Origin of the sequence: Mycolicibacterium flavescens, assembly GCF_001722335.1 — a bacterium.
In the GTDB taxonomy this organism is placed as follows: Bacteria; Actinomycetota; Actinomycetes; order Mycobacteriales; family Mycobacteriaceae; genus Mycobacterium; species Mycobacterium flavescens.
Genome location: NZ_MIHA01000004.1, coordinates 1 through 18,242 on the forward strand (window position 1 = coordinate 1; position 18,242 = coordinate 18,242).

Consider the following 18,242-nt stretch of genomic DNA (forward strand, 5'->3'; position numbering starts at 1 on the left):
GGAGTCGACCTGCGGCAACTCTAGCCGCAGCCGGTAGACCGCTTCGAGCCCGGAGCCGGACTCGCGGTCGACGACGGGGCGCAGCGGGCCCGGCGGCGCCGAGCCCTCGCGGTTGCGGGCGCAGTCGAGCAGTTCAGCGAGCGCCTTGGGCCCGATCGGCTCGCCGGCCAGATGCGGCACCAGGACCAGCCGGACATCGCCGATCGTGGTGTCGAGCTCGTCGAGCACCGCGCGCTGTTCGGAGATCCGCTCGGTGTACCAGTCGAACGCGGGATGCTCGGGCAGGTTGCGGTACTCATACGAATCGTCCTGCACCAGAATCTGGTTGACGATCAACTCGGTCACCTGCACGCCCATCAGCGCCAGCGAGCCCAGGGTGCGCGCGGCCTCCGCGGCGACCACCCGTTCGGCGGTCATCACCAGATGCGCGCTGACCTGCGCCCCGTCAGTGAGCAGGGCGCCCAGTTGTTCGGTGCCGGCGCTGATGCGCTCGAGCAGGTCGACCACCGCCGCGCCGCGCGCGTCGTCGGCGCCGGTGGACAGCCGTCGGTGCCGCGGCCAGGCCCGCTCCAGGTACAGGGCGAACGTCGCCGGCAGCGTCAGCATGCGCAGCGCGTCAGCGGTCGAGGCGCAGTCCACCACGACGCGGTCCCACCGGCCCGAGGCGGCCAGCTCCCCCACCTCGTGGAGGCCGAGCACCTCCTGGACACCGGGAAGTGCTGAAAGCTCCTCTGCGGCAACTGTTTCCAGTTCAGACTCGGGGAAGCGGCCGGCCAGCAGGTCGACCACCTCACGCCAGCGCGCCGCCAGCAGTGCCAGGGTGTCCAGCGCAAGGGCATCAAGAAAGCCGCCGCGGCTCGCGTCGCTGTCGGCGTCCATTTCGGTGAGCACGCGGGTCGGTTCGCGCAACCCGGTCGGGGTCACCGCGGTGCCGAGCACGTCACCGATCGAGTGCGCCTGATCGGTCGAGACCAGAAGCACCCGACGGCCCGCCTGGGCGTCGCGCACGGCGGTCGCGGTCGCCAGCGTCGACTTGCCGACCCCGCCCTTGCCGACGAACAGGCTGATGCGGGCGACGGCGGTCGGGTCGGCGACGTGGACGCTCACTCAGCCTCGACTCGCTTCTTCAGATCCTTGAGCGCGGTGTCGGTCAGCCTGCGTTCGGCCTTGCGCTTGAGCAGCCCGATCATCGGGATGATCAGATCCACCGCCAGTTCGTAGGTGACTTCGGTGCCAGATCCCTTGGGTTTCAACCGATATGCCCCGTCCAGCGCCTTCAGCAGCGAGCTCGACACCAGCGTCCACGTCACCGAGGTACGGTCCGGCGGCCACACGTAGGACAACACCATGGTGTCTTTGAGCACCGCGGCGTCGAGCACCAGCCGCGCCGTCTTCGGATAACCGTCGGCGTCGGTCTCGAGTACCTCGGTCTCCTTGTACTCGGCCACCCAGTCCGGATAGGAGCCGATGTCGGCGATGACGTCCATGACCGTCGAGGGGTCCGCGTCGATGTAGATGGTCTGCGCCGTCTTGTCCGCCACGTGAAAAATCTACCCTCCCGGTCGGCAGTGCCCCGTCCCTTGTGTAACCCGGCGCTCAGGCCAGGCGCGATACGCCGACCGGGCGCGTGGCCTCGAGGCGCTGCTTGACCTCGAAGGCCATCACCTTGCCGTCGACCCGGCGGCGGTGGTTCATCTTCGCGAGGTTCATCTTCGCCAGTTGGTGCGCCGACACCCCCGACGGTTCCGCGTGCAGGAAGTAGTGCAGGACGACGCCGTCGAGCACCGGCTCCAGCCAGATTTCCATCGTGCCGGTCAGCGCCCCGGTCACCGTCCACCGGTGCCCCTTCTCGCCGCGGTCCTCGACCACGGTCAGCCGCAGGTCGGGCCACCACCGGCGCCAACTCGCGGTCTCGGCGACATACCGGCCGACCTCGACGGGGTCGGCGGCGACGAACGTGTCGTCGGCGATCTGGATGCTGTTCATCATTTACCAGCTTCACATATGAGCCGGATCGGGCGCCCTCTGGCCGACTAGGCTGGCCGTGAGCAGAGCAGTCGAACCGAGAGGTCAAGATCGTGCGTGAGTTCAGTGTGCCGGCGTCGTTCACCGTCGAAGAGAACGACAACGTCGTCAGCTCGGTGTTCGCTCACGAGCGCGACGACCCCGACCATGTGATCTTCCGACGCCTGGTCGACGGCAGCTGGACCGACGTGACCTGCAGCCAGGCCGCCGCCCAGATCCGGTCGGCCGCGCTGGGCCTGATCGCCAAGGGCGTCAAGGCCGGTGACCGCGTCGCGCTGCTGTCGGCGACCCGCTACGAATGGCCGATCCTGGATCTGGCGATCCTGGCCACCGGGGCCCTGACCGTGCCGATCTACGAGACCAACTCCGCCGAGCAGGTCAAGTTCGTGCTCACCGACTCCGAGGCGGTGCTGATCATCGTCGAAACCGATACGCACGCCGACAAGATCGCGCACCTGACCGACGAACTGCCCGCACTGCGCGAGGTGCTGCGCATCGAGGGCGGCGGGACCCCGGCGCTCGAGGAACTCGCCGAGGCCGGCAAGGGGCTCGACCCCAAGGAGCTCGACGCCCGGCTGTCCGCGCTGCGCGCCGCCGACCCCGCGACGCTGATCTACACCTCGGGCACCACCGGGCGCCCCAAGGGCTGCGAGCTCACCCACTCCAACCTCGTCTACGAGATCCGTGGCTCCAAGGAGTGCTTCCCGGGCCTGCTCACCAAGGGCGAGAAGATGCTGGTGTTCCTGCCGCTGGCGCACGTGCTGGCGAGGGCCATCACGTTGGCCGCGTTCACCAACAAGGTGACGCTGGGCTTCACCAGCGACATCAAGAACCTGGTCCCGACGTTCGCGGTGTTCAAGCCGACGCTGGTGGTCTCGGTGCCGCGGGTGTTCGAGAAGGTCTACAACACCGCCGAGCAGAACGCCCGCAACGACGGCAAGGGCAAGATCTTCGCGGTCGCGGCCGAGACGGCGATCGAGTGGAGCAAGGCCCTCGACACCGGAAAGCAAGGCTTGCTGCTGCGGGCCAAGCACGCGGTGTTCGACCGGTTGGTCTACCGCAAGCTGCGCGCGGCGCTCGGCGGGGACTGCCGCGGCGCGATCTCGGGCGGCGCTCCGCTGGGCGCGCGGCTGGGTCACTTCTACCGCGGTGTCGGGCTGACCATCTACGAGGGCTACGGCCTGACCGAGACCAGCGCCGCGATCACCGTCAACCGGATCGACGACCTCAAGATCGGTTCGGTCGGAAAGCTGTTGCCGGGCAACAGCATGCGCATCAACGACGACGACGAGCTGCTGGTCAGGGGCGGCGTGGTGTTCTCCGGGTACTGGCGCAACCAGGAGGAGACCGACGCGGTGTTCTCCGACGGGTGGTTCCACACCGGTGACCTCGGCGCGATCGACGACGCCGGCTTCCTGACCATCATCGGACGCAAGAAAGAGATCATCGTGACCGCGGGCGGTAAGAACGTCGCCCCCGCGATCATGGAGGACCGGCTGCGGGCACACCCGCTGATCAGCCAGGCGATGGCGGTCGGCGACGCCAAACCGTTCGTCGCCGCGCTGATCACCATCGACCCCGAGGCGATCGTCGGCTGGAAGGAACGCAACGGCAAGAGCGCCGACGCATCGGTCGGCGACCTGGCCACCGACCCTGATCTTCTCTCCGAGATCGATCAGGCGATCAAGGAAGCCAACCTGGCGGTGTCGAAGGCCGAGGCGATCCGCAAGTTCAAGATCCTGCCCGTCGACTTCACCGAGGAGACCGGCGAGCTGACCCCGACGATGAAGGTCAAGCGCAAGGTCGTGGCGCAGAAGTTCGCCAGCGACATCGAGGCGCTCTACTCGGGCTAGAGCAGGCCCGCCAAGCGCTGCGCCTGGGTGTGCCACTGCCACTGGTCGACCACCCAGCGCCGGCCCGCCTGCCCCATCCGGCCCGCGCGGTCGGGGTCGGCCAGCAGCTCGCTGACCGAGGCCGCGATCGCGCCGACGTCCCAGCCGTCGACCACCAGGCCGGTTTCGCCGTGGCGGACGGTCTCGGGGGCGCCGCCGGAGCGGCCCGCGACCACCGGAACTCCGCTGGCCGACGCCTCCAGGAACACGATGCCCAGCCCCTCGACGTCCAGTCCGGCGCCGCGCGTGCGGCACGGCATCGCGAACACGTCGGCCATCGCGTGGTGGGCGGGCAGTTCCCCGCCGGGCACCCCGTCGGTGAACACGACGTGCTCGGCGACCCCGAAGCTGTGCGCCAGCCGCTGCAGCGACGACCGGTAGGGGCCGCCGCCGACGATGACCAGCGCGGCGCCGTGCACCCGCTGGCGGATGGCCGGCAGCGCCCGGATCAGCATGTCCTGGCCCTTGCGCGGCACCAGCCGCGAAACGCACACCACCACCGGCCGGTTGCCGAGCCGGTACCGGGCGCGCAGTTCGGCGCGGGCCACCTCGTTGGGCGCGAAGCGGTCGGTGTCGACGCCGGGCGGGAGGTGTTCCAGCGCGGCGCGGGAGCCGAACGCCGACGCGAAACGCCCGCGGGTGTACTTGCTGACGTAGGTGACGGCGTCGGTCCCGTCGCCGATGCGCCGCAACGCGGTCCGGGCCACCGGCAGCATCGACCAGCCCACCTCGTGGCCGTGGGTGCTGGCGATCACCCGGTGTGCCCCCGCGGCGCGCGCCAGCGGTGCCATCAGCGCCAGCGGCGCGGCTGCACCGAACCACACCGTGTCGGCCGCGTGGGTGTCGATCAGGTGGCGCATCCGCGACATCACCGTCGGTTCGGGCAGCATCAGCGTGCCGGGGTGGCGAACGACCTCGTAGTCCGCCTGCGCGTCGAAGTCGTCGGACCCCTTCCAGCGCGGCGCGTACACGGTGACCGTGTGGCCGCCGGCGGCCACCAGATGGTCGACGAGTTCCTGCAGGTAGGACTGGATGCCGCCGCGGCGCGGCGGAAAGTCGTTGGTGACCAGCAGAACTCGGGTCACGCTAGTTCCCCGCCCACTGCCGCCACTGTGCCAGCACCGTCGCCTGGCCGGCACCCAGGGTGTCGCGGATCGCGGTCGCGACGTCCGGGTGCCCCGGTGCGCACGCCGCCAGGTACAGCTCGCGCAGGGCGCCCACCCCGTACCGGTCGGCGACGAACCGGGTGAACCACCAGGCGCGGTCGTAGGCCGATGAGCGGTCGGGGCCGGACAGGTCGGCGTCGGTGGGCAGGCTGAGCGCAGTTCCCGCCGGCGGGGGCGCCGCGGGTCTGCCGACGAAGTCGGCCATCCCCTCGGTGAGCCAGCGCGGCGCGTCGGCGGCGGTCCGGGCCCGCGCCGCATAGTGGAAAAGCTCGTGGCGCAGCACGATTCGCAGGGCCTGCGGGCTCATGTCGGCGGCGCCGGGCGCGAACATGATGCGGTCGTCGGTGGTGGTCGCCGCCGTCGCCGCGTCACCGCCGCCGACGGCGGCGAACTGCGCGTCGGTACCCGCGACAACGATCGTCACCGCGCGCGGCCAGTCCGGACCCCAGAACGCGGTGACCGCGGCGGCGGCCCCGTCCATCTCCGCGGCGACGCGCGCGATCAGGTGCTCGGCGCGCTGTCCGCCGAGGCCGGCGTAGTGCACGGTGCGCCCGTCGGACAGGGTCTGGGCGCGCGTCGTGGCGGTCGGGGTCGTCAGCGCGGCCGGGGCGGCCTCGGTCGTGCCGGGGCCGCGGTCGGGTGTGGCGCCGCCGCGGTCGAGCAGCAGCACCGCGCAGAGCAGCTCGGCGATCAGCAGCGCGGCCAGCCTGGCCCTGTTGCGCGCGCGGGTGTCGGTGACGGCGGACGCTCTAGTACCGGCGGACGCTTCAGTACCGACGGACGTTGTGGATCGGCGCATTGTCCACCGGGGCGACCCGCACCGGGGTGCCGTAGGTCGAGGCGTGCACCATCATCCCGTCGCCGATGTAGATGCCGACGTGCGAGGCGTCGGAGTAGTAGGTGACCAGGTCACCGGGCTGCATCTGGTCCCGGGACACGGACTGCCCGCCGTTTGCCAGCGCCTGGCTGGAGTGCGGCAGCGAGATGCCCGCCTGCTGGAACGCCCACATCACCAGGCCCGAGCAGTCGAACGCGTTCGGGCCGGACCCGCCCCACGAGTACGGCGAGCCGATGCGGCTGAGCGCGGCCTGGATGACGGTCGCGGAGTGCCCGCCCGGCGGGGGCGCCATGTCGCCCGGCGGTATCGCACCGGGTGCCGGCGGCGCGGCGATGATCGCGGGATCGGCGCCCGGCGGCAACGGCGCGGGTGCGGGCATCGGCGGCGGGGGCGGGATCGCGGCCAGCGCTTCCCGCTGGCCCGGGGTCAGGGCCTCGTACTGGGATTTGACCACCGCGATCTGCACCTGCAGGCGGCTTTGCTTGGACTGCAGCTCCGCGCGGACCGCGGCGGCCTGTTCGGCGGCGGTCTTGGCCTCGGCGGCCGACTTGGCCGATTCCTGTTCGGCCAGCGCGGCTTTGCGGCCGGTTTCGCGGTAGTTCTTCATCTGGGCGGACATCTCGGCGGCCATCACCCGCTGCACCGACAACTGGTCGATGAGGCCCTGCGGCGACTTCGCGGTGAGCATCGCGTCGAAACCGTCGGTGCGCCCACCCATGTACTGGGCGGCGGCGACCTTGTCGACCGAGGCCTGGAAGTTAGCCAGCTGTTCTTTGGCCTTCGCGGCGGCCTCGGCGTCGGCGGCGTGCTTGGCTTCCGCGGTCTGCTGGATGGCCAGCTTGTTGTTGAGATCGAGTTGCGCCGAATGCATGGCTTCGGTGGTCTGCTCGGCCTGCCGGGACAGCTCGTTCAGCTTCGCCAACGCGTCGTCGGCGGGGTCGGCCGCGACGCTGCCGGCGAACATTCCGCCGAGGACGGTGACGGCAGCTATCACACTGATGAGGGGTCGTCGAAATCCGCGCTTGATCCAATGCGTGCGGTCGAGCCTCAAGATTTGCGTCCTTCAACTTCCGAGACGAAGCCGTGTCGAACTGCGCTTAGGTCTCAGACAGGTTACGAAACGGCATCGGGGTTGTCCAACAGAAGACGCAAATTTAACAGCCGCCTCAGCGATCTTTCCCAAAGCGGTGCCGGTGCGTTCGTCTAGGCGACACCGGTGGTGCCCTCCCGCCGAATGGGAACGAGCCGCAACCGCGGGGCCAGGCCGACCTCGGCGAGCACCTCCAACGCCTGACGCTCGTCGTCCAGCAACGTCTCGGGGACGCCGAGCAGAACGCTCACCACGCAGTCCTGACAACCTGGTCCGCGGACCGCGCAGTCGTCGCAGTCGATCTTCACCGTGCCCACCAATGGCTCCTCTCGGTCGGTGTCTGCGCCGACGCTAACGGGGGCCACCGACAGAACCACCGAGAAGAACACCGCGGCCGCGTGGCAACCCGCCGCTGTCGGTGGGGTTTCCTACGGTCATCGCATGGACCAGTTGAGCTTCGCTGACGTCGATGCTCAGCTGGGTGCTCAGCTGGATGTCGCCGAGGCCTCGCTGCACGACACCACGTTCGTCGTCGTCGACCTCGAGACCACCGGCGGCCGCGCCCGCGGTGACCAGCCCGACGCGATCACCGAGATCGGCGCGGTCAAGGTGCGCGGCGGCGTCGTCCTCGGTGAACTGGCCACACTGGTCGACCCCGGGCGCAGCATTCCGCCGCAGATCGTGCAGTTGACCGGGATCACCACCGCGATGGTGTGCGACGCGCCGCGCATCGAGTCGGTGCTGCCGGCGTTCCTCGAGTTCTCCCGCGGCGCGGTGCTGGTCGCGCACAACGCCGGCTTCGACATCGGGTTCCTGCGCGCGGCCGCCGAGCACTGCCAGCTGCCCTGGCCGCGCCCGCCGGTGCTGTGCACGGTGAAACTGGCGCGCCGGGTGCTCACCCGCGACGAGGCGCCCAGCGTGCGGCTCTCGGCGCTGGCCCGGTTGTTCGGTTCGGCCACCACGCCCACGCACCGCGCGCTCGACGACGCGCGCGCCACCGTCGACGTGCTGCACGGGTTGTTCGAGCGGGTCGGCAACCAGGGCGTGCACACCTTTTCGGACCTGCGCGCGTATCTGCCCGACGTGACGCCGGCGCAGCGCCGCAACCGGCGCCTGGCCACCGGGCTACCGCGCCGTCCCGGGGTGTACCTGTTCCGCGGGCCGGGCAACGAGGTGCTCTACGTCGGTACCGCGGTGGATCTGCGCCGCCGGGTCAACCAGTACTTCAACGGCTCCGACACCCGCACCCGGATGAAGGAGATGGCCTCACTGGCCACCGCCGTCGACCACGTCGAGTGCGCGCACGACCTGGAGGCCGGGGTGCGGGAACTGCGGCTGCTGGCCGCGCATGCGCCGCCCTACAACCGCCGGTCGAAGTTCCCGCAGCGGTGGTGGTGGGTGGTGCTGACCGACGAGGCGTTCCCGCGCTTCTCGGCGGTGCGCGCCACGCAGTCGCACACCGCGGCGCGCCCGCACGACTTCGAGTCGGCGATCGGGCCGTTCCGGGTGCGCGCGGACGCCGTGGAGACCGCCGCGCTACTGGCCCGCTTCACCGGAATCCGCACCTGCACAAAGAAACTCGCGCGCGCAGCCGTACACGGTCCGGCGTGCCCGCAACGCGAACTGTCGCCGTGCCCTGCGGCGCGCGGCATCGGTGCGGCCGACTACGCCGACGCCGTCGCCCGGGCGCGGGCGGTCATCTCCGGCCACGACGACGACGCGCTGAGCGCGATCCTCGCGCAGGTCGCCGACCTCGCGGCCCGGGCCCGGTACGAGACCGCGGCGCGGCTGCGGGACCACGCGGCCACCACGATCGACGTGCTGTGGCGCGGGCAGCGGCTGCGCGCGCTGGCCGCCGTCCCTGAGCTGGTGGCCGCACGCCCCGACAGCGCAGGCGGCTGGCACCTCGCCGTGATCCGCAGCGGCCAGCTCGCCGCCGCGGGCAACGCGCCGCGCGGTGTGCCACCGATGCCGGTCGTCGACGCGATTTGCGCCGGCGCACAGGCGATCCTGCCCATACCGGCGCCGCTGGGCGGGGCGCTGGTCGAGGAGACCGCCCTCATCGCGCGCTGGCTGCAGCAGCCGGGTGTGCGGATCGTGCGCGCCGAGTCCGGCTACTGCTCGCCGGTGCGCGCCGCCGGCCGCTGGTCGGGGTGGGCCGCCTCGGCGCGGTCGGCCCGGGCGGCCGCCGAACAGTTCGACAGGGCCAGCTCGTCAAGCTTTCTGGGAGAACCGCACCCAACGCGCGAGGAGCTGTTCGGCCGCCCCGGAGTCGATGGCCTTGGTCGCCTTGGCCAGCCCCGTCTCCCAGGCAGGAACCCATTTGGCGTCGCTGGATAGCCCGGCGTGCGCGACCAGGGCGCCGGCCGCGTTGAGGATCACCGCATCGCGGACCGCACCGGTGGCGCCACCGAGCACCGCGCGCACGGACGTGGCGTTGGCCTCGGCGTCCCCGCCGACCAGTTCGGACACCTCGGCGCGCTGGAACCCGAACGCCGCCGGGTCGAACTTCAACCGCTCGACCGTGCCGGCCTGCACCCGCCAGATCGTGCTCGTGGTGGTGGTGGTCAGCTCGTCGAGGCCGTCGTCGCCGTGCACCACCAGCACGCTGGAGCGGCGCGTGGCGAACACCCCGGCCATCACCTCGGCCAGTTCGCTCCAGGCGCAGCCGATCAGACCGGCGCGCGGGGTGGCCGGGTTCGTCAGCGGGCCGAGCAGGTTGAACACCGTCGGCACCCCGATCTCGCGGCGCACCACACCGGCGTGCCGGTACGACGGGTGGAACTGCGGCGCGAACGCGAACCCGATACCGAGTTCGGCGACGCTGCGGGCCACCTCGTCGGGACCGAGGTCGATGCGCACCCCGAGCGCCTCGAGGGTGTCGGCGCCGCCGGACAGCGATGACGCCGCCCGGTTGCCGTGCTTGATCACCGGCACGCCCGCGGCGGCGACCACGATCGCCGCCATCGTCGACAGGTTCTGGGTGTTGGCGCCGTCGCCGCCGGTGCCGACCACGTCGACGGTGTCGGTGCCGAAGGCATCGGTCGGCACCCGCCGCGCGTGTTTGAGCATGACGTCGGCCAGTTCGGTGACCTCGGCCGATGTCGGGCTTTTCATCCGCATCGACACGGCGAAGGCGGCGATCTGCGCGGGCGTCGCCGTGCCGGTCATGATCTGGTCCATCGCCCAGGCCGCTTGGCCCGTCTCGAGGGACTGGCCGGTTGTCAGCCGGCCCAGGATGCGGGGCCAGGCGAGGGATTCGTGTTTTTCAGCTGAGACCACAACGCGATTATTACGAAACACCCGACCCGGGTGGAGATCAACAACTACAAAGCGTCATACTTGCACCTGTGACGAGCGCTGTTGGGACCTCCGGAACCGCCATCACATCGCGGGTGCATTCGCTGAACCGACCGAACATGGTCAGTGTCGGCACGATTGTGTGGCTGTCCAGCGAGTTGATGTTCTTTGCTGGACTCTTCGCGATGTACTTCACCGCCCGGTCGCAGGCAGGTGGCGACTGGCCACCGGCGCCGACCGAGCTCAACCTCGTGCAGGCAGTGCCGGTCACGCTGGTGCTGATCGCGTCGTCGTTCACCTGCCAGATGGGCGTGTTCGCCGCCGAGCGCGGCGACGTGTTCGGTCTGCGCCGCTGGTACACCCTCACGTTCGCGATGGGTCTGTTCTTCGTGCTCGGCCAGGGCTACGAGTACATCGAGCTGGTCAAGCACGGCACGTCGATCTCCAGCAGCGCCTACGGCTCGGTCTTCTACCTGGCCACCGGATTCCACGGCCTGCACGTGATCGGCGGCCTGGTCGCCTTCCTGCTGCTGCTGGCGCGAACCAAGATGAGCAAGTTCACTCCGGCGCAGGCCACCGCTGCGATCGTCGTGTCGTACTACTGGCACTTCGTCGACATCGTCTGGATCGCGCTGTTCGCTGTCATTTACTTCGTCCGATGAAGATCGGCTCGCCGCTTTCCCCTTTGCGCCCGACGAGAGAAGAGGTTCGATGACCGAGAAGGCCCCCGGAGCCGGTAGCTCGGCGACGTTGAGGCACCGTCGGCTGCGCCGGCGTCTGTCAGCGGCGGTGTTGCTGCTGCTCGGACTGACCGTCGCCGGTGGTCTCGCGGCCACCCTCACCCCCGCACCGCAGGTCGCGGTCGCCGACGAGGCCCAGTCGGCGCTGCTGCGCACCGGCAAGCAGCTCTACGACACGTCGTGCATCACCTGCCACGGTGCCAACCTGCAGGGTGTCGCCGACCGCGGTCCGAGCTTGATCGGCGTCGGTGACGCCGCGGTGTACTTCCAGGTCTCGACCGGCCGCATGCCGGCGATGCGCGGTGAGGCGCAGGCGCCGCAGAAGCCCGCGCAGTTCGACGAGGCGCAGACCGATGCGCTGGGGGCCTACATCCAGGCCAACGGCGGCGGCCCGGTCGCTCCGCGCGACGACAACGGCGAGATCGCCTCGCAGTCGCTGATCGGCGACAACGTCGCCCGCGGCGGTGACCTGTTCCGCCTGAACTGCGCCTCGTGCCACAACTTCACCGGCAAGGGCGGCGCCCTGTCGTCGGGCAAGTACGCCCCCGACCTCGGCGACGCGACACCGGCGCAGATCTACACCGCGATGCTGACCGGCCCGCAGAACATGCCGAAGTTCTCCGACCGGCAGCTCTCACCGGACGAGAAGCGCGACATCGTCGCCTACGTCCGCGAATCGGCGGAGACGCCCAGCTACGGCGGCTACGGCCTCGGCGGGTTCGGCCCGGCGCCCGAAGGCATGGCGGCCTGGATCATCGGCATGGTGGCCGTCATCGTCGCGGCCCTGTGGATCGGAGCGCGAGCATGAGCGAGCCGGGTAACGGCGCAGAGAAGACCCCGAAGGGCACCGACGCACCCGGTCACGCGGGCGTACCCGGGCAGCCGAGCGACGCCGAACTGGCCGCAATGTCGCGGGAGGAACTGCTCGAGCTCGGCGGAAAGATGGACGGCGTCGAGATCGTCCACAAGGAGTCCCGGTGGCCGGTCGAGGGCACCAAGGCCGAGAAGCGCGCGCAGCGCATCGTCTCGTACTGGCTTCTGCTGGGCGGCTTTTCGGGCCTGGCGCTGCTGGTGGTGTTCCTGTTCTGGCCGTGGGAGTACAAGCCGCACGGCTCCGAGGGCGAGTTTATGTTCAGCCTCGCCACCCCGATGTACGGCCTGACCTTCGGGCTGTCGATCCTGGCGATCGGCATCGGCGCGGTGATGTACCAGAAGAAGTTCATCCCCGAGGAGATCTCGATCCAGGAGCGCCATGACGGCTCCTCCCCCGAGATCCAGCGTCGCACCGTGGTGGCCAACCTGGGCGACGCGCTCGAGGGTTCGACGATCAAGCGCCGCAAGCTGGTCGGGCTGTCGCTGGGCATCGGGCTCGGCGCGTTCGGGCTCGGCACGCTCGTCGCGTTCGCCGGCGGCCTGATCAAGAACCCGTGGAAGCCGGTGGTGCCGACCGCCGACGGCAAGAAGGCCGTGCTGTGGACCTCGGGTTGGACCCCGCGCTATCACGGCGAGACGATCTTCCTGGCGCGCTCGACGGGCAGCGGCACCTTCACCAAGATGCGGCCCGAAGACATCGACGCCGGCGGTATGGAGACGGTGTTCCCGTGGCGGGAGTCCGACGGTGACGGCACCACGACGGAGTCGCACCACAAGCTGGCCGAGATCTCGATGGGCGTGCGCAACCCGGTCATGCTGATCAGGATCAAGCCGCAGGATCTTCCGCGGGTGGTCAAGCGCAAGGGTCAGGAGAGCTTCAACTTCGGCGAACTGTTCGCCTTCACCAAGGTGTGTTCACACCTGGGCTGCCCGTCGTCGCTCTACGAGCAGCAGACCTACCGGATCCTGTGCCCGTGCCACCAGTCGCAGTTCGACGCGTTGCACTTCGCTAAACCCATATTCGGCCCGGCTGCGCGCGCGTTGGCGCAGCTGCCCATCACCATCGACCAGGACGGGTATCTGGTCGCCAACGGCGACTTCATCGAACCCGTCGGGCCGGCCTTCTGGGAACGGAAATCGATATGAGTCCATCACTGCCGAAACCGCCGAAGCTCGCCGAAGTCGCTGCGGCACAGGGCAATGCCATCGATTCGCGCTACCACCCGTCGGCGGCGGTGCGGCGCCAGCTGAACAAGGTGTTCCCGACCCACTGGTCCTTCCTGCTGGGTGAGATCGCGTTGTACAGCTTCATCGTCCTGCTCATCACCGGCGTCTACCTGACTTTGTTCTTCGACCCGTCGATGGCCGAGGTCACCTACAACGGCGTCTACCAGCCGCTGCGCGGTGTGCAGATGTCGAAGGCCTACCAGACCACGCTCGACATCAGCTTCGAGGTCCGCGGCGGGTTGTTCGTCCGGCAGGTACACCACTGGGCCGCACTGCTTTTCGCCGCGTCGATCATGGTCCACCTGGCTCGCATCTTCTTCACCGGCGCGTTCCGCCGGCCGCGTGAGGCGAACTGGGTGATCGGCGCGCTGCTGCTGATCCTGGCGATGTTCGAGGGTTACTTCGGATACTCGCTGCCCGACGACCTGCTCTCGGGCATCGGCCTTCGCGCCGCGCTCTCGTCGATCAGCCTGGGCATGCCGGTGATCGGCACCTGGCTGCACTGGGCGCTGTTCGGCGGTGACTTCCCGTGCGGCGGCGTCGGCAACCAGTGCATGGAGTACGGCATCTGGGTGCCACGAATGTATGCGCTGCACATCCTGCTGATACCGGGAATCATGTTGGCGCTCATCGGTATGCACCTGGCGCTGGTGTGGTTCCAGAAGCACACCCAGTTCCCCGGCCCGGGCCGCACCGAGACCAACGTCGTCGGCGTGCGTGTCATGCCGGTGTTCGCGGTGAAGTCCGGCGCGTTCTTCGCGATGACGGTCGGCATCCTCGGCCTGATGGGCGGGTTGTTGACGATCAACCCGGTCTGGAATCTGGGGCCGTACAAGCCATCTCAGGTGTCGGCGGGTAGCCAGCCGGACTTCTACATGATGTGGACCGAGGGTGTGGCCCGTATCTTCCCGCCGTGGGAGTTGTACTTCGGCAACTACACGGTTCCGGCGTCGACGTGGGTGGCGCTGTTCATGGGCCTGGTGTTCATGCTGCTGATCGCCTACCCGTTCATCGAGAAGAAGCTCACCGGCGACGACGCGCACCACAACCTGCTGCAGCGTCCGCGTGACGCACCGGTGCGCACCGCGTTCGGCGCGGCGGCGATCTCGCTGTACATGCTGTTCACGCTGTGCGCGATGAACGACATCATCGCGCTGAAGTTCCACATCTCGCTGAACGCGACGACGTGGATCGGCCGGATCGGCATGGTGGTCCTGCCCGCGATCGTGTACTACCTCGCCTACCGCTGGGCGATCGGCCTGCAGCGCAGCGACCGCGAGGTGCTCGAGCACGGCATCGAGACCGGCATCATCAAGCGGCTGCCGCACGGTGCCTACATCGAGCTGCACCAGCCGCTCGGCCCGGTCGACGAGCACGGTCATCCGATTCCGTTGGAGTACCAGGGCGCCGCCCTGCCGAAGCGGATGAACAAGCTCGGCTCGGCGGGGGCACCCGGTACCGGCAGCTTCCTGTACGCCGATCCGATCGAGGAGCACGAAGCGCTGGAGGCGGCGCAGCATGCGGGCGAGCGCAAGGCGCTCACTGCGCTGGCCGAGCACCAGGCGCGTAACAGCTCGAACGGCTCGACCAACGGGGACTCGTCGAACGGGCATCACTGACGTAGAACCACGACAGGCTGCGGGTCCCGCTCATCTCGAGCGGGGCCCGCAGTCTTTTGTCGGGTCGGCGGGTTGCGGAAATCGACAGCCCTACCGCAGAACTCGGCGACACGACTCCACCCCGCGCGGGCCCACACCGCCGAAATCGACACCAGGGTCGCGGCCGGCACACAATCCACAGCTCTACCGCAGAAGTCGGCGACAGCCGAACGCGGAGAGTTAGCGGTCGACGACCGCGCGCAGTTCCTTGAGATAGAACCATGGCACGGCGGGCATCGCGAGCGTCACGAGCGCGGCCAGCACGAAGAAGACCCAGGCCGCCACCGTGCTGCCGACGGCCATCAGATAGGTGCCGACGCCGATCGCGACCATCGCGATGCCGATGGCGCAGGCGACTGCCACCCCGCACCGCAGCCACAGCTGGTCCACCGCCGCGGAGTACGGCTCAGGCGCCTCCTGCGTGCGCATCGTCCGCGGCGCCGCGTACGAGGCCCGCGGAGCCGGTCCGCCGCGGGCACCGGCCGTTCCGAACGCCGCCGGCGTCGCGCTCCCCCGGCCCGCACCGGCCGAACCGGCCGCGGGTGCCGACTCGGCGCCGGTCATCGCCTCGCGGCGGGCGCGCAGCAGCAGCGGTACCGCCCCGACGATCACCACGGCGGACACCCCGATGACCGTGTAGAGCAGCCACGGTGTGCCCGAGGAGCCCGAGGTGTCGGCGCTCCCGGTGCCGAGATCCACCAGCGCCACCACGGCGGCGACGGCGCTACCGAGGGCCACCAGCCAGATGCCGGCGCAGGCGCCGAGCAGGATGCGGTCGGTGCGGTCCAGCTCGCCGGGCTCCAGCGCCGGCGTCAGCCGAGAGCGTCCCGCTTGATCGGTGTCGTATGTCATCAGCAACTCGTCTGCGCGGCGTTATTGGTGTTCGACGACAGCACGGTGCCGTCGCTCGTCGTGATCGAGCAGTTGAGCCTGCTCACCAGGAACAGGCTGGACGCCTGAACCGACCCGACCTCGGACTGCGAGATCGGGGTGACCGTCAGCGACCACGGGATGTACACGTTGCGCTGGGTCCGACTGCGACCCGACGCGTCGATGTAGGTGACCGTGATGATGTCTCCGGGCGCCTTGGTACCGGTCACCGAATACGTGACCTGTCGCGGACCGGACCGCGTCGTCGTCGTGGGCGGCGCGCTGGTCGGCGGCGGCGTCGTCTCCGGTGGAGGTGGCGGCGGCTCCTCGGGCGCCGGCGGCGGGGGCGGAGGAGGCGGCGGCTCCTGGGTGACCGTCACCGTTTCCGGCGGCGGAGGCGGAGGCGGTTCCGTGGTGGGCGGTGGAGGCGGCGGCGGTGGCGTTGTCGTGGTGATCTCGTCCTGGATCGGCGGCGGCACCGCGGTCGTCGACGTCTCCGGGGTCGCGAGGTTGTCAGTGTCGGTGCGGGTCACCAGGACTGACACCGATGCGACGAGCGCGACGGCCGCGATGATCGCGACCACACCCACCACCCACGGCCATTTGGGTGGTGGCGCGGGCTCGCCGACGTCGGGCTGCTCATAGGTCTCGTAGTCGTACAGCGAAGAATCGGCGGGTACGTACGGGCCCGCGGTGAACTGTTCGGACTCGGGCGCCGAATAGGCCCGCGAGTACAAATCGGTGTCGCTGCTGTCCGGGGCCGGCTCGCCGCCCGCCTCACGGCCCGGGTCCTGACCTGGAAGCGACGCTTCGTCATCGGGGGGATTCGGCCCGCTCATTTACGCCTATCCTTCTCGACTGCTCAACCGGCGCGACACGCCAACAAGCGGCTGACCGTGCCTCGGCAACACTACCCAACCGCCTCAGCGACGTGAGCGGCACGGCGCACCCCGCGGGCGAAGTGTTGCCCCGATTGTGACCTTGCGAGAGGTCAGTGCTTCTCGGGACCGGTGTAGTACTCGAACACCAGGCCGGCGACGGTCGCGATCACGAAGCAGATGCCGGCCACGATGAGCCACGGCAGCCACAGCGCCACGCCGACCGCGGTGACCGACGCCGACAGCGCGATGAACACCGGCCACCAGCTGTGCGGGCTGAAGAAGCCCAGCTCGCCGGCGCCGTCGCTGATCTCGGCGTCCTCGTAGTCCTCGGGCCGGGTGTCCAGGCGCCGGGCGACGAACCGGAAGAACGTGCCGGTGATCAACGTCAGACCGGCGGTCAGGACCAGCGCCGTGGTGCCGGCCCACTCGATGCCGCCGTACTGGAACATCGACGTGAGGACGGCGTACACGACCGCGCAGAGGACGAAGAACGCGGTGAGGAACTCGAACAGCCGGGCTTCGATATGCATCTACGTGTCCCTACTTACTCGCCTGCTTGATCTCGGGCGCTAGCTCACCACGACGGCTGTCGAACGGCCGGGTGGTCACGGCGGTCGGTGACTGGTTGATCGCCAGCAGCGCCTCCGCGTTGGTCTTGCCGTCGATCCGCTGCTGCAGATACGCCTTGAAGTCGTTGGGCTCGACCACCCGAAGCTCGAAGTTCATCATCGCGTGGTAGGTGCCGCACATTTCGGTGCAGCGCCCGACGAACGCCCCGGTCTGCATGATCTCGCTGATCTGGAACGTGTTGTCCGAGTTGTTGGCCTTGGGGTCTGGCATCACGTCGCGCTTGAACAGGAACTCCGGCACCCAGAAGCCGTGGATGACGTCGGCGGAGGCGATGTTGAACTGGATGCGCTTGCCCGAGGGGACCACCAGGACGGGGATCTCCGAGGTGGTGCCCAGCGTCTCGACCTTGTCGAACGCCAGGTAGGTGCGGTCTTCGGGGTTCTTGCCGGCGATCGCGCCGTACTCGCCGCCGTGCTCACCTTCGAGGCCCTCCGGGCCGGAGGCGACCGCGGCCTGACGTTCGGGGTCGGCGCCCTCGTAGTTGAACGTGCCGTCGGCGAAGTTGACGCTGTTGTAGCCGAACTTCCAGTTCCACTGGAAGGCGGTCACGTTGACGACGACCTCGGGGTTGTCCTCCTCGTGCAGGATCCTCTCCTGCACGACGACGGTGAAGTAGAACAGCACCGAGATGATCAGGAACGGAATCACCGTCAACGCCAGCTCGAGCGGCATGTTGTAGCCGAACTGGCGCGGCAGCTCGGTGTCGGTCTTCTTCTTGCGGTGGAACGCCGAGGTCCAGAAGATCAGGCCCCAGACGATGGCGCCGACGACGAGCGAGGCGATCACCGAACCGATCCACAGCTCGCGGTTGGCGTGCGCTTCGGGGGTGATGCCGTCCGGCCAGCCCAGGCCCAGAACCTCAGACCAGCTGCAGCCACTGAGCAGCAACGCCGTGGCCCCAAGGACGATTGACAGTGACGCCGTTCGCGCCGCCGTCCTCAGCCCGCGAGGTGTCACGTTGGAGCCTCCTAGAGTCATGCCGCGCGACCGCGTGCGGTCAGTGTTCGAAGCGAATACTACGCAGCGTAGACCACGCCCGGGAGCCGGTCTCG

General features: G+C 69.3%; 17 protein-coding genes and 1 pseudogene. 6 read left to right on the forward strand and 12 right to left on the reverse strand.

All coding sequences use genetic code 11. From position 1 onward, the window contains the following. The 3 genes from BHQ18_RS06280 to BHQ18_RS06290 form a co-directional block, all read right to left on the reverse strand. Positions 1 to 1,107 (reverse strand): ArsA family ATPase (locus BHQ18_RS06280; RefSeq protein WP_084293917.1); only part of this gene is annotated, 1,107 nt, incomplete at its 3' end. After that, a complete protein-coding gene (locus tag BHQ18_RS06285) occupies positions 1,104 to 1,541 on the reverse strand; it encodes an SRPBCC family protein (protein WP_069412745.1) in 438 nt (145 codons plus the stop codon). The genes BHQ18_RS06280 and BHQ18_RS06285, both read right to left, overlap by 4 nt. Before the next feature lie 55 nt (positions 1,542 to 1,596). Next, a complete protein-coding gene (locus BHQ18_RS06290; RefSeq protein WP_069413020.1) occupies positions 1,597 to 1,986 on the reverse strand; it encodes a polyketide cyclase / dehydrase and lipid transport in 390 nt (129 codons plus the stop codon). 92 nt (positions 1,987 to 2,078) lie between these two features. Between BHQ18_RS06290 and BHQ18_RS06295 the strand changes: the two genes are divergently transcribed. After that, a complete protein-coding gene (locus BHQ18_RS06295; RefSeq protein ID WP_069412746.1) occupies positions 2,079 to 3,878 on the forward strand; it encodes an AMP-dependent synthetase/ligase in 1,800 nt (599 codons plus the stop codon). Here the strand turns inward: BHQ18_RS06295 and BHQ18_RS06300 are convergent. From BHQ18_RS06300 to BHQ18_RS06315, 4 genes are all read right to left on the reverse strand, one after another. Then, positions 3,875 to 5,002 (reverse strand): glycosyltransferase family 4 protein, encoded by a 1,128-nt coding sequence (locus tag BHQ18_RS06300; protein ID WP_069412747.1) that lies wholly within the window; start codon positions 5,000 to 5,002, stop codon positions 3,875 to 3,877. The genes BHQ18_RS06295 and BHQ18_RS06300 overlap by 4 nt on opposite strands. 1 nt (position 5,003) lies before the next feature. Next, the gene (locus BHQ18_RS06305; RefSeq protein ID WP_069412748.1) at positions 5,004 to 5,882 is read right to left on the reverse strand and encodes a peptidase; all 879 of its coding nucleotides are present in this window, start codon (positions 5,880 to 5,882) and stop codon (positions 5,004 to 5,006) included. Further along, positions 5,851 to 6,972 (reverse strand): peptidoglycan hydrolase RipC, encoded by a 1,122-nt coding sequence (gene ripC, locus BHQ18_RS06310; protein WP_069412749.1) that lies wholly within the window; start codon positions 6,970 to 6,972, stop codon positions 5,851 to 5,853. The genes BHQ18_RS06305 and ripC overlap by 32 nt, the downstream gene beginning before the upstream one ends. Positions 6,973 to 7,124: 152 nt before the next feature. Beyond that, positions 7,125 to 7,328 (reverse strand): hypothetical protein, encoded by a 204-nt coding sequence (locus BHQ18_RS06315; protein ID WP_109789223.1) that lies wholly within the window; start codon positions 7,326 to 7,328, stop codon positions 7,125 to 7,127. Between the two features lie 124 nt (positions 7,329 to 7,452). Here BHQ18_RS06315 and BHQ18_RS06320 point away from each other — a divergent pair. Then, a pseudogene (locus tag BHQ18_RS06320) lies at positions 7,453 to 9,288 on the forward strand (DEDD exonuclease domain-containing protein); the annotation flags it as partial. On the opposite strand, the gene trpD reads toward BHQ18_RS06320, so the two are convergent. Then, positions 9,226 to 10,293, reverse strand: coding sequence for an anthranilate phosphoribosyltransferase (gene trpD / locus BHQ18_RS28985; RefSeq protein ID WP_234794095.1), 1,068 nt, complete (start codon positions 10,291 to 10,293; stop codon positions 9,226 to 9,228). The pseudogene BHQ18_RS06320 and the gene trpD overlap by 63 nt on opposite strands. 68 nt (positions 10,294 to 10,361) lie before the next feature. Between trpD and ctaE the strand changes: the two genes are divergently transcribed. The 4 genes from ctaE to qcrB are packed head-to-tail and all read left to right on the forward strand — an operon-like array spanning position 10,362 to position 14,770. Beyond that, on the forward strand, positions 10,362 to 10,973 hold the full coding sequence (ctaE, locus tag BHQ18_RS06325; RefSeq protein ID WP_069412751.1) for an aa3-type cytochrome oxidase subunit III: 612 nt from the start codon (positions 10,362 to 10,364) through the stop codon (positions 10,971 to 10,973). Between the two features lie 49 nt (positions 10,974 to 11,022). Continuing rightward, a complete protein-coding gene (gene qcrC / locus BHQ18_RS06330) occupies positions 11,023 to 11,859 on the forward strand; it encodes a cytochrome bc1 complex diheme cytochrome c subunit (RefSeq protein ID WP_069412752.1) in 837 nt (278 codons plus the stop codon). Next, complete coding sequence (qcrA, locus tag BHQ18_RS06335; RefSeq protein WP_069412753.1) at positions 11,856 to 13,070, forward strand: cytochrome bc1 complex Rieske iron-sulfur subunit; 1,215 nt, start codon at positions 11,856 to 11,858, stop codon at positions 13,068 to 13,070. The genes qcrC and qcrA overlap by 4 nt, the downstream gene beginning before the upstream one ends. Beyond that, positions 13,067 to 14,770 carry a cytochrome bc1 complex cytochrome b subunit gene (gene qcrB, locus BHQ18_RS06340; protein WP_069412754.1) on the forward strand — a complete coding sequence of 568 codons (1,704 nt, stop codon included), beginning with the start codon at positions 13,067 to 13,069 and terminating at the stop codon, positions 14,768 to 14,770. The genes qcrA and qcrB overlap by 4 nt, the downstream gene beginning before the upstream one ends. Before the next feature lie 219 nt (positions 14,771 to 14,989). Here qcrB and BHQ18_RS06345 read toward each other — a convergent pair whose 3' ends face one another. From BHQ18_RS06345 to ctaC, 4 genes are all read right to left on the reverse strand, one after another. After that, positions 14,990 to 15,661, reverse strand: coding sequence for a DUF2561 family protein (locus BHQ18_RS06345; RefSeq protein ID WP_069412755.1), 672 nt, complete (start codon positions 15,659 to 15,661; stop codon positions 14,990 to 14,992). Beyond that, positions 15,661 to 16,518 carry an MmpS family transport accessory protein gene (locus BHQ18_RS06350; protein ID WP_069412756.1) on the reverse strand — a complete coding sequence of 286 codons (858 nt, stop codon included), beginning with the start codon at positions 16,516 to 16,518 and terminating at the stop codon, positions 15,661 to 15,663. The genes BHQ18_RS06345 and BHQ18_RS06350 overlap by 1 nt, the downstream gene beginning before the upstream one ends. Before the next feature lie 152 nt (positions 16,519 to 16,670). After that, the gene (locus BHQ18_RS06355) at positions 16,671 to 17,090 is read right to left on the reverse strand and encodes a cytochrome c oxidase subunit 4 (protein WP_069412757.1); all 420 of its coding nucleotides are present in this window, start codon (positions 17,088 to 17,090) and stop codon (positions 16,671 to 16,673) included. A gap of 10 nt (positions 17,091 to 17,100) precedes the next feature. Then, positions 17,101 to 18,147 (reverse strand): aa3-type cytochrome oxidase subunit II, encoded by a 1,047-nt coding sequence (gene ctaC / locus BHQ18_RS06360; RefSeq protein WP_069412758.1) that lies wholly within the window; start codon positions 18,145 to 18,147, stop codon positions 17,101 to 17,103. Between the last annotated feature and the right edge of the window lie 95 nt (positions 18,148 to 18,242).

Bases quoted from the DNA above. Each gene is read 5' to 3' on its own strand.
- BHQ18_RS06290 (WP_069413020.1), bottom strand. From the start codon at position 1,986: ATGAACAGCATCCAGATCGCCGACGACACGTTCGTCGCCGCCGACCCC.
- BHQ18_RS06350 (WP_069412756.1), bottom strand. From the start codon at position 16,518: ATGAGCGGGCCGAATCCCCCCGATGACGAAGCGTCGCTTCCAGGTCAG.
- BHQ18_RS06355 (WP_069412757.1), bottom strand. From the start codon at position 17,090: ATGCATATCGAAGCCCGGCTGTTCGAGTTCCTCACCGCGTTCTTCGTC.
- qcrB (WP_069412754.1), top strand. From the start codon at position 13,067: ATGAGTCCATCACTGCCGAAACCGCCGAAGCTCGCCGAAGTCGCTGCG.
- qcrA (WP_069412753.1), top strand. From the start codon at position 11,856: ATGAGCGAGCCGGGTAACGGCGCAGAGAAGACCCCGAAGGGCACCGAC.
- qcrC (WP_069412752.1), top strand. From the start codon at position 11,023: ATGACCGAGAAGGCCCCCGGAGCCGGTAGCTCGGCGACGTTGAGGCAC.
- BHQ18_RS06345 (WP_069412755.1), bottom strand. From the start codon at position 15,661: ATGACATACGACACCGATCAAGCGGGACGCTCTCGGCTGACGCCGGCG.
- BHQ18_RS06305 (WP_069412748.1), bottom strand. From the start codon at position 5,882: ATGCGCCGATCCACAACGTCCGTCGGTACTGAAGCGTCCGCCGGTACT.